General features: G+C 39.0%; 13 protein-coding genes, 1 tRNA gene and 1 pseudogene. 8 read left to right on the top strand and 7 right to left on the bottom strand.

Annotated elements, in window-relative coordinates:
* The first annotated feature begins 241 nt into the window (after positions 1–241).
* Positions 242–439 (top strand): hypothetical protein, encoded by a 198-nt coding sequence (locus ACFINW_RS07745; RefSeq protein ID WP_375638307.1) that lies wholly within the window; start codon positions 242–244, stop codon positions 437–439.
* A gap of 706 nt (positions 440–1,145) precedes the next feature.
* Here ACFINW_RS07745 and ACFINW_RS07740 read toward each other — a convergent pair.
* The 3 genes from ACFINW_RS07740 to groES all read right to left on the bottom strand — a co-directional run bounded on the left by ACFINW_RS07740 (position 1,146) and on the right by groES (position 3,411).
* On the bottom strand, positions 1,146–1,283 hold the full coding sequence (locus ACFINW_RS07740; protein WP_375611699.1) for a hypothetical protein: 138 nt from the start codon (positions 1,281–1,283) through the stop codon (positions 1,146–1,148).
* A gap of 129 nt (positions 1,284–1,412) precedes the next feature.
* Complete coding sequence (gene groL, locus ACFINW_RS07735) at positions 1,413–3,056, bottom strand: chaperonin GroEL (RefSeq protein WP_375606493.1); 1,644 nt, start codon at positions 3,054–3,056, stop codon at positions 1,413–1,415.
* Positions 3,057–3,114: 58 nt separating this feature from the next.
* Positions 3,115–3,411, bottom strand: a complete 297-nt coding sequence (groES, locus tag ACFINW_RS07730) for a co-chaperone GroES (protein WP_005774667.1) — start codon at positions 3,409–3,411, stop codon at positions 3,115–3,117.
* A 227-nt stretch (positions 3,412–3,638) separates the two neighbouring features.
* Here groES and fumC point away from each other — a divergent pair, with 227 nt between their 5' ends.
* From fumC to ACFINW_RS07710, 4 genes and pseudogenes are all read left to right on the top strand, one after another.
* On the top strand, positions 3,639–5,027 hold the full coding sequence (gene fumC, locus ACFINW_RS07725; protein ID WP_375611602.1) for a class II fumarate hydratase: 1,389 nt from the start codon (positions 3,639–3,641) through the stop codon (positions 5,025–5,027).
* A 133-nt stretch (positions 5,028–5,160) separates the two neighbouring features.
* On the top strand, positions 5,161–5,382 hold the full coding sequence (locus ACFINW_RS07720; protein ID WP_375674055.1) for a hypothetical protein: 222 nt from the start codon (positions 5,161–5,163) through the stop codon (positions 5,380–5,382).
* A gap of 648 nt (positions 5,383–6,030) precedes the next feature.
* Positions 6,031–6,248: pseudogene (locus ACFINW_RS07715) on the top strand (lyase family protein); the annotation flags it as partial.
* A gap of 629 nt (positions 6,249–6,877) precedes the next feature.
* A complete protein-coding gene (locus ACFINW_RS07710; protein ID WP_375674053.1) occupies positions 6,878–7,765 on the top strand; it encodes an outer membrane protein in 888 nt (295 codons plus the stop codon).
* 1,595 nt (positions 7,766–9,360) lie between these two features.
* On the opposite strand, the gene ACFINW_RS07705 is transcribed toward ACFINW_RS07710, so the two are convergent.
* Positions 9,361–9,445: transfer RNA gene (locus tag ACFINW_RS07705), tRNA-Leu, on the bottom strand.
* A gap of 221 nt (positions 9,446–9,666) precedes the next feature.
* On the opposite strand from ACFINW_RS07705, the gene ACFINW_RS07700 reads away from it, so the two are divergent.
* Positions 9,667–10,272 (top strand): YqaA family protein, encoded by a 606-nt coding sequence (locus ACFINW_RS07700; protein ID WP_273790911.1) that lies wholly within the window; start codon positions 9,667–9,669, stop codon positions 10,270–10,272.
* Positions 10,273–10,284: 12 nt separating this feature from the next.
* Entirely contained in the window at positions 10,285–10,857 is a 573-nt protein-coding gene (locus tag ACFINW_RS07695; protein WP_375621583.1) for a disulfide bond formation protein B, read from the top strand.
* On the opposite strand, the gene ACFINW_RS07690 is transcribed toward ACFINW_RS07695, so the two are convergent.
* Positions 10,854–10,988, bottom strand: a complete 135-nt coding sequence (locus ACFINW_RS07690) for a hypothetical protein (protein WP_375621584.1) — start codon at positions 10,986–10,988, stop codon at positions 10,854–10,856. The two genes, ACFINW_RS07695 and ACFINW_RS07690, sit on opposite strands and share 4 nt — an antisense overlap.
* A gap of 164 nt (positions 10,989–11,152) precedes the next feature.
* On the opposite strand from ACFINW_RS07690, the gene ACFINW_RS07685 reads away from it, so the two are divergent.
* Positions 11,153–11,677 carry a type II toxin-antitoxin system PemK/MazF family toxin gene (locus ACFINW_RS07685; RefSeq protein ID WP_375613249.1) on the top strand — a complete coding sequence of 175 codons (525 nt, stop codon included), beginning with the start codon at positions 11,153–11,155 and terminating at the stop codon, positions 11,675–11,677.
* 1,397 nt (positions 11,678–13,074) lie between these two features.
* On the opposite strand, the gene ACFINW_RS07680 is transcribed toward ACFINW_RS07685, so the two are convergent.
* Complete coding sequence (locus ACFINW_RS07680) at positions 13,075–13,287, bottom strand: hypothetical protein (protein ID WP_375674051.1); 213 nt, start codon at positions 13,285–13,287, stop codon at positions 13,075–13,077.
* 294 nt (positions 13,288–13,581) lie between these two features.
* Complete coding sequence (locus ACFINW_RS07675) at positions 13,582–14,241, bottom strand: hypothetical protein (protein WP_375674049.1); 660 nt, start codon at positions 14,239–14,241, stop codon at positions 13,582–13,584.
* Between the last annotated feature and the right edge of the window lie 343 nt (positions 14,242–14,584).

Here is a 14,584-nt window from a genome sequence, read left to right as displayed (position 1 = left end):
CTCAATTTCCACCCTCCCAATACCCTGCCTCCCAATTCCCTGCCTCCCAATTCCCTGCCTCCCAATTTCCACCCTCTCAATGCCCTGCCTCCCAATTCCCTGCCTCCCAATACCCTGCCTCCCAATTTCCCCCTCCCAATGCCCTGCCTCCCAATACCCTGCCTCCCAATTTCCCCCTCCCAATTCCCTGCCTCTCAATTCCCTTATGTTCTATGCATAAAGGTCAAGTTGAAGAGAATATATGGAAAATCCTTGGCTCGAAAATATGAAAAGAAGGCATGAGGCTACAACAGAATTTCGCGTGCCTTTATCATCAGAAGCATTAAAAATTCTAACACAAGCACGCCTACTGTCTTGTCATGATTTTTTTCGGCTAACTGTCATGGTCCCCTTAGTTCAAAAATTGCTCCCCACTCAAGAATTTTCTGTCACAATATAGGCAACAAACAGAACTTGAGTATAACAACATGGGTTTGGCTCCAGTTTAGGTGATGAGCTTACCGAAAAAAAGATGAGAGCAAGGCGAAAAATTAGCTTTTATCTTTAAGCTTCTCAAATGGAGCAGTCTCCCCATTTCAGAGATCAACGAAACAGAGAGATGCTTATTCTCCTATGCAAAAGCTTGAAATACCAGCATCTTATTCATAAAAAACAAACCAGCCCCATCATGCTCTTTTCAACTCTGTCTTTCCAACGCTCAATAGGTACTAACTCTTAACTACTGACTCTTTTTAACTACTGACTTTTAATGATTGCGTTGGTTCATAAAAACCGTAGTGACCTCTCACCTTATGAAGCACAAACACAGGATTTTTTAACGATGCATGCATAAACCTGAAATAAAAAAACAGAACTGTATTAGGAATAAATGATTATAAATCAAATAGTTATATTTTTATTAGCACAATATTTTCAAAGGAAACCACGATCCCCGCACAATAGAAACATTTCATAAAAACAAGAGAAAAAGCTATGGATTAAGAGTGAAATTCATTCACAATAACGGTAGATCAACCAGAGGAGAATAGAACAATCCTATAAGATAAAGAAACTATCATAAAAGGAAAAACTGTATGAAACGTGAAAAAGCATAAAAAAAACGGGCACAGAAGACCCGTTTCTTTATTACGTCTAGGAATAAGAGCTTAGAAATCCATTCCACCCATTCCGCCAGCAGGCATCGGAGGCATTGGTGTATCTTTCTTTGGAACTTCAGCAACCATTGCTTCTGTTGTGATCAGAAGGCTCGCAATTGAAGCCGCATTCTGAAGAGCAGAACGCAAAAACTTTCACGGGATCAACAATTCTTGAAAGCAATCAAATCACCAAATTCACCGGTTGGAAAACATGAAAAAGCATAAAAAAAACGGGCACAGAAGGCCCGTTTCTTTATTACGTCTAGGAATAAGAGCTTAGAAATCCATTCCGCCCATTCCACCCATTCCGCCAGCAGGCATCGGAGGCATTGGTGTATCTTTCTTTGGAACTTCAGCAACCATTGCTTCTGTTGTGATCAGAAGGCTCGCAATTGAAGCCGCATTCTGAAGAGCAGAGCGCACAACTTTCACAGGATCAACAATTCCCAAAGCAATCAAATCACCGAATTCACCAGTTGCGGTATTGTAACCATAAGTGTCAGCATTATTTTCCAGCACTTTGCCCACAATAATAGCGGCTTCTTCACCAGCATTGCTTGCAATCTGGCGCGCTGGTGCTTGTAGAGCACGACGAACGATACTAATACCAGCTTCTTGGTCAGGATTACTTCCCTTAACGGTCAACGCATTTGCTGCACGCAACAATGCGGTACCACCACCAGCAACAATACCTTCTTCAACAGCAGCACGTGTTGCATTCAAAGCATCATCAACACGGTCTTTCTTTTCTTTCACTTCAACTTCTGTTGCACCACCCACACGGATAACAGCAACACCACCAGCGAGTTTAGCAAGTCTTTCTTGCAATTTTTCACGGTCATAGTCAGAAGTTGTTTCTTCAATCTGAGCCTTGATTTGATTGACGCGAGCAGTAATTTCAGCCTTTTGTCCAGCACCATCAATAATGGTGGTGTTTTCTTTAGAAATATTCACTTTCTTTGCACGTCCAAGCATATCCAAAGTGACATTTTCAAGTTTAATGCCCACATCTTCAGAAATAACCTGTCCGGATGTCAAGATAGCGATATCCTCTAACATTGCTTTACGACGGTCACCAAATCCAGGAGCTTTTACAGCAGCAATTTTCAAACCACCACGCAATTTGTTGACAACGAGCGTTGCCAAAGCTTCACCTTCCACATCTTCAGCGATAATGAGAAGTGGTTTTCCAGACTGAACAACAGCTTCAAGCACAGGAAGAAGAGATTGCAAATTAGACAATTTCTTTTCGTGAATGAGAATGTAAGGATCATCAAGATCAGCGACCATTTTCTCAGCATTTGTGACAAAATAAGGGGAAAGATACCCACGGTCAAATTGCATTCCTTCAACGACTTCTAATTCCGTTTCAGCGGTTTTAGCTTCTTCCACGGTAATGACGCCTTCATTGCCCACTTTTTCCATAGCATCAGCGATCATTTTACCGATTTCAGCAGCGCCATTAGCGGAAATTGTTCCCACCTGTGCAATTTCTGCTGAAGTTTGGATTTTTTTTGCTTTTTTGAAGAGGTTTGCCACCACTTCTTCAACAGCAGCATCAATCCCACGTTTAAGATCCATTGGGTTCATGCCCGCAGCAACAGCTTTAACACCTTCTTGCACAATAGCTTGTCCTAAAACAGTTGCTGTTGTTGTTCCATCACCAGCGATATCATTGGTTTTAGAAGCAACTTCGCGCAACATTTGTGCACCCATATTTTCGAACTTATCTTCCAGTTCGATTTCCTTTGCAACGGATACACCATCTTTTGTGATACGAGGCGCACCGAATGATTTATCAATCACCACATTGCGACCTTTAGGGCCGAGTGTCACCTTAACAGCATTAGCAAGGATGTCGACACCGCGCAACAAACGCTCACGCGCTTCACGGCCAAATTTGACTTCTTTAGCAGCCATTTAATTTCTCCTTGGAGTTTTCTCAAAATAGTACACAATGAAAAACTAAGTGCTTCAATTAGCCCATAATTCCCATAATGTCAGATTCTTTCATGATGAGGAGGTCTTCCCCATTAATCTTGACTTCAGTTCCAGACCATTTTCCAAACAAAATACGGTCTCCTGTTTTGACTTCTAAAGGCACGCGCTTTCCGTTATCATCGAGAGCGCCATTGCCAACAGCAATCACTTCGCCTTCTTGGGGTTTTTCTTTTGCTGTATCAGGGATGATAATCCCACCAGCCGTTTTATTTTCAGATTCAACCCGACGGACAACGACACGGTCGTGAAGTGGGCGGAATTGTATATTAGCCATGTTTTAAATCCTTAAAACTGAACATAATTGAATTAATCTTAAAAGTTCTTGCTAGCACTCTCAAATTACGAGTGCTAGCATGTGTTAGATATAAAATCGGCATCTCTCAATGTCAAGAATAGCCATAAAAATAATTTCTCTAAATGAAGCTTCAAAGTCTTGCCTCTTATTGCACTTTCGCGTTATCTATCTTTTTTGAGAACCCGTGAACAAAAAAGGATCTTATCATGGTTGAAACACGTCAGGAAACGGATAGCTTTGGAACGATTTCGGTACGTCAAGATCGTTATTGGGGCGCACAAACTGAACGTTCTCTGCATAATTTTAATATTGGCAGTGAAAAGCAGCCTCTTGCCATCATCTATGCCTTAGTCCTTGTCAAAAAAGCAGCAGCGATTGTAAATATGGGCAAAGGAAAACTACCAGAAAATATTGGAAAAGCAATTATTGCCGCCGCTGATGAAGTGCTTGCTGGCGATTTTGATACGCATTTTCCACTGTCCGTCTGGCAAACAGGTTCTGGCACACAAAGCAATATGAATGTCAATGAAGTCATTGCTAATCGTGCTAGTAAGATTTTGGGAGGAAAACTTGGAAGCAAAAAACCAGTTCATCCCAATGACCATGTCAACATGAGCCAATCATCGAACGATTCCTTTCCCACGGCGCTTCACATTGCCACCACGTTGCAAACACGCCAACACTTACTGCCAATCCTTGAAGCTCTTATTGCGACATTAAAACAAAAAGAGCAAGAATTTGCAGATATCATTAAAATCGGCCGCACCCATACGCAAGATGCAACCCCTTTAACCTTAGGGCAAGAATTTTCAGGCTATCGTGCCGCATTAGAAGCCAATTTTCAGCGTATTGAAAATGCTCTAACCGATGTCCAAATGCTTGCTCAAGGTGGTACGGCTGTTGGCACAGGGCTGAATGCGCCAAAAGGTTTTGACGTTGCTTTTGCGCAAACAGTGAGCACTCTCACAGAAATAACGTTCCAAACTGCCAGCAATAAATTTGAAGCACTTGCCCATCATGGCGCCCTTGCGCATTTCCACGGGAGCTTGAATGCTCTCGCTGCTGATCTGTTTAAAATTGCCAATGACATTCGGTTTTTAGGCTCTGGTCCACGTTCCGGTTTAGGGGAACTCAGTCTTCCTGAAAATGAACCCGGATCTTCTATTATGCCCGGCAAAGTCAACCCCACGCAATGTGAAGCCTTAACCATGGTTGCATGCCAAGTTTTTGGTAATCACACCAGCGTAACCTTTGCCGCAAGCCAAGGACATTTTGAACTCAACGTTTATAAACCTGTTATTGGCTATAACGTTTTACAATCAATTACCCTTCTTGGTGATTGCATGCGTTCTTTTGATATGCATTGCATTCAAGGATTACGAGCCAATCGTGTTCATATTCACTCACTCATGGAGCGCTCACTCATGTTAGTCACAGCTCTTGCACCAGAAATTGGCTATGAAAAAGCTGCTGAAATTGCCAAAGCAGCGCATAAAAATGATACAACTTTGCGCACCGAAGCATTAAAAGCAGGTGTTTTTGTAGAGGATTATGACCGATTAGTTGATCCTAAAAAGATGATTGCTCCCCAATAAACAACCCACTAAAAAAGATGCAAACATCTTAAAACAAATCTTTCTGTCAAAAGATCGGGGTGTAAACACCCCGATGATGACCGATAACAATTACCCACAGCGTTCATTTTAGGCTCTGATCCGCATTTATGCTATGGGTGGTTTTGTTGCTTATATTGTACTTAAAAGGCACAACGGTTTTGCAAAGGCATGGATAGTCATAGCTCAACACCCAATGGCTATACTGGCAGAAAGTGATTTAAATGGATATGACCTTAAGGTGTTTTTCATTCTAGCTTCGCGTCTTGATTTTGAAAATCTATTAGCTATCAACCAAACAGAATTAGCTCAAAAAAATCGGTATTATCGGTATTAATAGACATAATTTCAATCGAAGTATAAAAAGATTAATGAATTCATCGTAGTTACGCTTTACAATGTTATCATTATTGATAACATTGGGTAGATAACTCTTATCTCAATGAGATAATGTGTTTATTTATAATGATAATCTAGCGTTATCCATATTGAACGAGAATCCTAAATACCGTAAGATTTTCTCATTTTAAATCGGTCCCATGTTGCATCAATCAAAATCACTGACTTGCACATCACAAACGCAATGAATGTATGAATAGAAATTGTATCCGATAAGGACTACAAACGCCTCTAATGAACCACCTCAAGTGCCAAGGACTGTCACAACGGACAAAAGGGGCCTCTGTCACAACATTGTGGAGAGGACTGTCACAACAACCCCACGAACTGGCAAATATAGTAATGGTACCGGCGTGCTCCTTTATGAAGCGTAAAAGAGATGCTCAATAGATTTATTATTATACCATTCACAATCGCTGTCATGAAATGGGTTTAGGAACATTGAGAAATGTCTCCTTTATGAAGCGTAAAAGAGGTGCTCAATAGATTTATTATTATACCATTCACAATCGCTGTCATGAAATGGATTTAGGAACATTGAAAAATGTCTCCTTTATGAAGCGTGAAGATGGGAGTGCTCAATAGAGGAACAGCTGCTGGAACAAAATTCAATGCACCGAAAGGTTTTGATCTTTGCTGAAACAATCCGCCCTCTGACGGGGATATCCTTGACAACTCGCAAGAAATTGGAGGCTTTTGCCCATTATAGCGCCCTCACCCATTTCCACAAAAACCTGAATGGTACGCGCTAATCTCTTTAAAATCGCCAACGACATTCAGTTTTTAGGCTCTCATCCACGTTCCGTCTTTAAGCGAACGGAACGGAGAGTTTATCCGTTTTACATGGCGCATAAGAAACCTCATGAGACTTGAGATTCTCGCACTTTACTCCTTCTTATTCTTCGTATTCCATTCAATCAATCAAAACTATTCGCTTGGATTATCATAAGCAAAAGTGGCATATAGATAAAAAAGAAATAAAGTCGCTCATCCCCTCAAGTGCTCAAAAGGCTATCGCAATACAAAGCTATGCAATATCAGAAACGAGCAAAGAATATGATGGTGCCAATATGCATTTTTTACGATCAATTGAATATGTAAGCACATTGATGTCAATCATAATGGATAATACATTTAATAACAAAAAGTGTTTTAATATGTATAAAATAATGTTTTTTAAATAAGTAAAAAGCTTATTTACTATACTATAATTTTTTCTAAAACACAGAGAACACTGAAGGCGTATAAAAAAATCCTGAAAAATCAATATAAACCCGGCATAATAGCATGAAAACAAGTTTTAAGAACGCTTAAATATGGATAATTATAGAGTTTTTGAGTGTTTTAGTTTTCATAATGATATTAAGTATAGATTTTTTTAACCAATTTGTATATAATACGATTTGTATCTGAAATAAATTGGGGACGTTTTTATGAAAACAAAATGTTTAGTTGCACTATCTATTTTCACCTTCATTACCGCTTCAACAGCGCAAGCAGCAGATACGGTAATCTTTAAGCAATCAGAACCGAAGGTTTCATTGCAAGATGTTTCATCGTCACGTATTTCACCGGTTACTGTTTCTGCGCCTTTTTCTTGGTCTGGTTTTTATTTTGGAGGACAAATTGGATATTTTTCCAATAAAAATACTCTAAATTACGCACAAGAAGCCAGGGACGGAAAATGGGCTTTGGTTGATAGAGATTTATCACCGAAACTATCAGGATTGAGAGCAGGTTTGTATGCAGGTTCTAATATTGATCTGGGAGATCTTGTTTTCGGTTTTGATACCGACATGGTCTGGTCTGGGAGGAAAAGCACCCAAACAGACAATGGAAAGAAAATTCTAGATGAATCAAACTCCATTAACATTGCCTTTAAAAAAGCTGGGATTCCTATCATAAAACCTGCAGCTCAGGATGAAACGATATCCAACTATGGTGACATTATTGTTAGCAGTGTAACATTGAAAGAAACGTGGTCTGGTGCCACGCGCGCGCGTATAGGTTTTGCTTCCCATCGTCTTATGCCTTATATTGCAGGGGGTATAGCCTATAGACAGATGCAATATATCATGTCACTTTTATCAAAATCGCAAGAAGATTCGACAATTTTTGCTTCTGGCAATGTGTTAGATGAGACAAAAACAATGTTTGGTTACACTGTTGGTGGTGGTTTTGATCTTGCAATGACAGATAATATCATTATGCGGACAGAATATCGTTATTCAGATTTTTTTAAAAAGAAATTTGCAAACGATAACCTTAAAATCTCTTCTCAAACGCATGATGTTCGCTTTGGTATCGCTTATAAATTCTAAGTTTTTTAGAAAAGTTGAACGATTAAAAAACCCTGTTAAAAACGGGGTTTTTTAATGCCCCTTTCCCCCTAAAAAGACGTAGATTCTAAAAACCTGTACTAAACTTTAAACAAATAGTCACGAAACAATAAAGCCTCTCCCTCTCTTAAAGCAAATTTCTATCCTCTCAGCCTTTCATGTAATGCCTTTGGAATATAAAAGCTTTACCATCATACCACTGGGCGCCATCGTAAAATAAATGAGAGCCGTTATTTAAGAGATATTTCTTTAAAATAAATATGGATATTGTGCATCAATTGCAGTTTTATAAGATGATGTTGACTTGGCCTCCCCGCTCTTAAAGGATAAAGATTCTAAACACCCATTTTTAAACACCATGTCCGTTTATAAAAGCACAAAAACCCTTGGAGACTCTTGGGGGATATTGGGCGGGCTTCTTTGGGTTCCTCCTCATGGAATGCCCTTAAATCTCAAGCAAGACAAACACTGAAGAATATCCAACACACACCGAAAAAAATACTGTAACGTTTCAAGGAAGTATGCCCTATATGACCACACTTCAAACGACAGTATTTTACCGCTATTGTATGCCAGAGTGGAGAGAGGATATTGCGGTTCTCTGTTTATGTAATTTCTATAACGGGGAGACAGCTTCATTTAGGGACCACATGAAGTTGTCAAGGTAAAAACCAATTTCCAATCTTACCATTTCCCTCTGCTTTACGACTTTCAAAAGCCTCTAAAGCATAATCTTTTAAGCCTCTCATGCTCCTGTCTTTTAAAGAGAGGAGATTACACATTGCCCCATGTTTTTGTTTCTCACATATCTTTTTGGCGATCACGCCCCTCATGTCATACGACAACGCTTCAAACCAAACACACTCAAATCCAAGACACTTGGGTTGCCAATTCACATGCGTGTTTTAAAGAAACAGCTCTCAAAACCCTCAAGCCCATTTTGCGACAGCACCTACAAGAATATAAAATCTATAAAGCCTCTAAAGCACTATTTTTTAAACCTCTAAAACTCTGCCTTTTAAAGAGAGGAGATTACGCACTACCCCATGCTTTTGTTGCTCACATATCTTTTTGGCGATCACGCCCCTCATGTCATACGACAACGCTTCAAACCAAACACACTCAAATCCAAGACACTTGGGTTGCCAATTCACATGCGTGTTTTAAAGAAACAGCTCTCAAAACCCTCAAGCCCATTTTGCGACAGCACCCACAGGAATATAAAATCTATAGAGCACCATCTCTACACTTCATAAAAATGCAAGCTGGCACCCCCCCATCCATCATACACTTTAACCTCCAATGATGCCCTTGAAACGGCATAAGAGGCATTTTTATTCATTTTTTGTAAAATTTCACTCCACGCGAGCTCATCTAGCTTGTAACGTACAAGCGACATGATTTTGGTTGATTTACTACAAACAGACTTGAAATGAAAGAATCCTAGGGTATTCGAGGTTTTTCATTCAACATGCAAAACATTGAACACGGTCTATAAATCCCACGTTTTATAACCCCCCATGTTTTATAAAACAACGTGATGCGCCATAACAGGATAAAGGAAAATATTTATGAAGTGGTGCGGGTGGTCGGACTCGAACCGACACTCCTCTCGGAACCAGATTTTGAGTCTGGCGCGTCTACCAGTTCCACCACACCCGCACACTGCTATAAAAGACAGGACTATAAAAGACAGACTTGTCGATTATTCCTTTGCACTATATGAAGAAGAACAGATTCGTCAACAGAAGACTTCTCATTTTTTAAGAATTCATATCATTTTCTTATCTATTTTATGAAATACTTTCTTTATTGGATTTCTCTACCGGATTTATAGCAATCTCATTTGTAAAGTCTTTACCTCTTAAACTTATAAAAGCCTCATGATATTAAACAAATTAAAGCTTTGGACGATTTCTTTAGCAAATCGGCGTACAGCACCACACTGGCTTGGTTTCATTGCCTTTATTGAAAGTTCTGTTTTTCCAATTCCCATAGATGTTTTATATATTCCGATGCTTCTTATCCATCAAAAGCGGGTTTATCGCTATGCTTTGATTGCGACAATCTGTTCTGTATTAGGAGGCATTGCCGGTTGGTTTATCGGACATTTTGCCTATGATACCCTTGCCAAACCCATTTTAGAAATTTATGGTAAGGTTGAAAGTTTTGAATCACTGAAAAATAGTGCAACCCTGCAATTTCTCATCATTTTACTGATAACATCAGGTTTTTTTCATCTTCCCCCCATCAAGATTGTCACAATTTTGGCCGGTGTAATGAGTGTACGTCTTGAACTTTTCATGCTTATTTGTATTTTTTCTAGAGGCGCTCGTTTTTATCTTCTCGCGTGGCTGATTAAACATTTTGGACAAAAAGCAATGAATTTTCTAGTACAGCATTTCAAATGGATTGTTCTCATTGGTTGTGTTAGCCTCCTTTTAATTTATGGGATTTTCATAGCTTTTTTAAACAGGAAGCTTTTATAAGGAACAGACTTAATGGCATGCGTTTTGTCTTCTCACCCACTTTTACACAAACACCTTCATCTTGAACCCAGCAGAAAAGAACAAAGTTTATGGGCTTTTTTTCTCGCTTTTTGCTTGTCTGCCACAATAGGGATTGCCCTTGGTTTTGAATATTTCGGAGGATATCTTCCTTGCGATTTATGTCTCATAGAACGTTTTCCCTATTATGGAGCCATACCATTTTTGCTCTTAGCAGGTTTTGGGGCATGTTTTTTTCGCATAACTGCTTGGATACAACTTTTATTTTTGTGTGTTTTTGTCTTAATGTGCATCAGCCTTGTTTTAGCCGTTTATCATGCGGGTGTTGAATATGGCTTTTGGGCAGCTCCCCTCAGTTGTGGTTTAAGCGCAGTCAGAAAAACCTCAGACATTAACCAGCTGCTTAACCAATTAAACAACATTCATCCTCCTTCTTGTTCTGAAGCATCCGCACGCTTTCTTTTTCTCTCATTTGCCGGTTGGAATGTCGTCTCAAGCCTATTTTTCTCCCTTATAAGCCTCTATATTACTTCAAAAGGGCTCCTTTCAGTCCATAAAAAACTCTAACCATAAAATAGAAACGAAACCGCGTGCACTCGTTCTCTCCAATCGCTTTCCCCTACCAACAACCCTCCAGTCACCAATCCCCACCCAGAACCACCCACCGCCAAACCAACCCACCCACACCAACGAGTCACCAACATCCCTCCTCTAGCGTTGTACTCAAAAGACAAAAATAAGCAGATACATCCATTTTATGGTTTCACCTCTCTGTACTTATAAGCAACATTTTGATAAAAACTCGTGATAGAAAAGCCGTAAAATAATAAGTGAGGGGACCAATAAATATAAATGGTCTGCTATGGCTGAAGATAAGAACACAGAGCCTTCTACCCTATCACCTATTTCCTTAGATATAACCAAACTTGAAGAACCATGTGTTATGATGGAACATGATCATAATGCATGGCGTGAGCATATAAAAGAAAGGGATTTAAATGCGCCTTACGAAAAACCACCTCATATAAAACCACGAATCAAATCGGCACCACGCATCAGGCAAGTTTTTTGGTGCGATTTTCCTCATGATTCGATACTCCCTGAATTTTGGAAAAAGCGGCCTGTTTTAGTGCTTTCTAAGAATGCAAAATTATATGGAAATGTGACAGTTTTACCTTTTTCAACGAAATCACAACCCAATAATCCCGCTGCGTATCCAATACAATCTCCCATAGAGAATAAAAAAGCATGGATTATCTGCAATTATGTCACAACAGTTTCTGTAAGTCGTTTAAGTTGCTCACGTACCGTTCCAAGATTATCCTGCGAAGATTTTCATAAAGTTGTAGCTCTGATGCTTAAATATTTACCGCATTTACACTATTGACTTTTGAGAAAAATAAGTGTATCTATATCACCATACACGGCATCAGTAATGGTGGCCGCTTCCCCGCAAGGGGAGATAGGAACGAAGGAGTGGGAAACCGCTCCTTTCGTCATTTTTGGTATTTTTTTGAAAACTGCCATTTTTTGCAACCTTCCCTAGAACATATCCAACATTCATTCTCCACCGTTGTTGTTTTGAAATATTTGCGATTTTGGGTAAGCAGAAGACAATATCCACACCTTGGATCCGGTAAAGTTTCCCACGGAGATTACCGAGATGTTGTACATACTTATCATTTCATTGCACAAAAAATCGTTCTGCCGTTGCTTAAACTTTATATGATTTTCCGCAATGGGAATATCTTTCCAAGATTGAAAAAAATTTCATAATTTGGCATAACAAACAATCCCTTGTTCTTCGCGCTCTTGAAGTGTTCAATCGCTCAATTTACCAAAAGATATTCGACCTCACAACTTGTTTATTTACGTCCCTCAATACGGATGAAGCGGATGAAAAAGCCAGCATTTTTGAAAAGAAAAAAATAGTAAAGAGCATTTAATGATTCAAACGCTTTAAGACTACACAGAATACTCCATTCATCTTTGAACGCATCTGTTTCTGTTAAAGAGAGCTAATAATGCTTATATAATCTGAATAATATTAGTTTACTTACCATATGATAACCGATTGATAACGATAACGCTAAACACAGAACTTACATCACCACACCTCAAAATAGTATTTTTACGAGAGAACAAAGAAAATTCTGTAGTAAAACAGAAATCAACACCCAACCGATTTCTATCTCTTCACCAATAACAATTGTTTATTGCCCTAACCGCATTATTTCACCTGTCACACGACCCAACATAGCTTTTACAGATAGATTTTCTTCCTCTTCTCCTAGAAACGATCTATGCTATTTTGGGATTTATTGCTGAATTGCTTATGCTTGCACTTTGAATACCTTTCTCTCACCATATAAAAGGTAGATAAAAAAATAATTTCGTTTATCAGCTTTATTTTAAAGACATACCTATTTTTTACAGGATACGTTTTCCTTTCTATCAGCCCTATCGCATTTAATACACTTGTCGTTTCTAAACATGAACCACCAAGCATCACAATGGAACAATAGACACTCATCACTTTCATGGGCACTTGCATTGACAAGAGATAAACAAGAGTATTGATCATCACACACGGAGCAAAAATCTATAGCGACTACGCCATAGACTTTCGCCACGCACGGGTTATTCTTAAAGCATATTTATGATGAGATAATCATTTATGACATCCTTTTTGTTACGCCAAAGAACGGGTTTTGCTAACCAGTTTTGCTATTGTGCAAATTTTTCAAGAGAAATCCTCACTCGCTCATAGATGACAAGATTTCTTTATGGAGAGAACGTATAGCGCTCAGTTTTGACCTTTTCCATAACAACGATAAGTTCAAACTTTAACCAACGCGATAATAGACCTATTCTAAACGATTTACGCACCACCTCATCGGCAACAGGCTGCTCCAATATCGGTGTATTTATCGGTGCATTTACTTGAGGATTTTTTGCACTTCCACGCACCGTCAAAAAAGAAAATATTTTTCTCATGTTGCATTCTCATTTCAATTTATAATGGATTGCAAAGTGCCCAAAAAAATCAAACAAAAATAGAGAGGTAAGTTACGAAAACTACAGGGTAAATTTTACTGCCGCAAAATGTCTATTTTCCCCCATCTGAACAGTCATTGGAACATTATAAAAATTATTTTCATTGAAAAACAATTACTTATAATCTAGGGAAGAAAAGTAAAAATCTCCCCCAGAAAAAGAGATTACCTTCAAAATTATCAAAAAAAGCAGCACAATTTTAGTGATCTTTTTATTTTTTTTCTTTTGATAAAATTAATTGGCAGGTGTCTTAGGCGCCCCTCCGGTAGGTTCCCAATTCGCAACAGCCGCTAATTCCTCAATGAGCTTCTCTCTTGGTAAATTATTATCATCCACCAACTTGTACTGAACGGCATGTTCACTAAGCCACTTTATAAGCGTTCCTTTAACAGTTTTACCACCCTCAGCCTCACTCACCGCTTCCCATGCTGCAACAATAGCAGCAAGCTTTGGAGCATAACGTGGATGCGTTGGATTTTGAAACGCATAATATTTCTGATCCTTAGTCTCAGCAGAATCATCCTCAGGGAAAAAAACTTTAGGTCTCTTACCACACAATAAAAGCCATTTTTTTAAATCATCTAGGGAAACAGAAGAATATTCAGCAATAGGACCGTTCAAATGCCCCACCCGAAAACCACTAAGATAGTACCATTCTACCCTTAATTTTCCCTCTTTTGCTTCTCTTACTATGTCACTATAAACAGCTCGGAACAAAGCAATTTTATCAAACGGTACTCGCTCCTCTCCTTCGTAAATATCACTGTCTTCAGGGCTATATTCGCCGGGAAATTTACATACGAGTGGATTCAAGCCCGCTATCAATAACGCTGCCTGCAGTATTGTTATTTTTTGAGAACGTAAAAACCATTCTAAACTTTCATCAATTTCCATATATTCCCCGCTTTTTCTACGAAACTTAACATATTTTTCAAAATGCTAAGAGCAATCTCCTTCACTACACAGAGATTATACTCCCCTCACATTGCACACTTATCACACTTTTTAATAGCCTCACAACCACACCCCTCCTTGTGATACACAAGAAAATGATTTGAATTGCTTCAATATAAGAAGTTTTGAAGTGAGAGAATTTTACTGAATTTTGGGCTTTCATGCAAGATATCAGGCAAGTTACAAGGCGATAAATGCCCCTTCATAAAGCATAAATTTTTATGCGTGATCAAACAATTTGATATGATAATATCTCTGTCATTTATGCACCCCTATCCTTAAA

Origin of the sequence: Bartonella sp. AA18HLJMS, from assembly GCF_042197245.1 — a bacterium.
Taxonomy (GTDB): Bacteria; Pseudomonadota; Alphaproteobacteria; order Rhizobiales; family Rhizobiaceae; genus Bartonella.
Note: the sequence above shows the minus strand (reverse complement) of the source record. Positions and strands in the feature narration are given on the sequence as shown.

Bases quoted from the DNA above. Each gene is read 5' to 3' on its own strand.
- ACFINW_RS07675 (WP_375674049.1), bottom strand. From the start codon at position 14,241: ATGGAAATTGATGAAAGTTTAGAATGGTTTTTACGTTCTCAAAAAATA.
- groES (WP_005774667.1), bottom strand. From the start codon at position 3,411: ATGGCTAATATACAATTCCGCCCACTTCACGACCGTGTCGTTGTCCGT.
- ACFINW_RS07710 (WP_375674053.1), top strand. From the start codon at position 6,878: ATGAAAACAAAATGTTTAGTTGCACTATCTATTTTCACCTTCATTACC.
- ACFINW_RS07720 (WP_375674055.1), top strand. From the start codon at position 5,161: ATGGGTGGTTTTGTTGCTTATATTGTACTTAAAAGGCACAACGGTTTT.
- ACFINW_RS07745 (WP_375638307.1), top strand. From the start codon at position 242: ATGGAAAATCCTTGGCTCGAAAATATGAAAAGAAGGCATGAGGCTACA.
- fumC (WP_375611602.1), top strand. From the start codon at position 3,639: ATGGTTGAAACACGTCAGGAAACGGATAGCTTTGGAACGATTTCGGTA.
- ACFINW_RS07700 (WP_273790911.1), top strand. From the start codon at position 9,667: ATGATATTAAACAAATTAAAGCTTTGGACGATTTCTTTAGCAAATCGG.
- groL (WP_375606493.1), bottom strand. From the start codon at position 3,056: ATGGCTGCTAAAGAAGTCAAATTTGGCCGTGAAGCGCGTGAGCGTTTG.
- ACFINW_RS07680 (WP_375674051.1), bottom strand. From the start codon at position 13,287: ATGAGAAAAATATTTTCTTTTTTGACGGTGCGTGGAAGTGCAAAAAAT.
- ACFINW_RS07685 (WP_375613249.1), top strand. From the start codon at position 11,153: ATGGCTGAAGATAAGAACACAGAGCCTTCTACCCTATCACCTATTTCC.
- ACFINW_RS07695 (WP_375621583.1), top strand. From the start codon at position 10,285: ATGGCATGCGTTTTGTCTTCTCACCCACTTTTACACAAACACCTTCAT.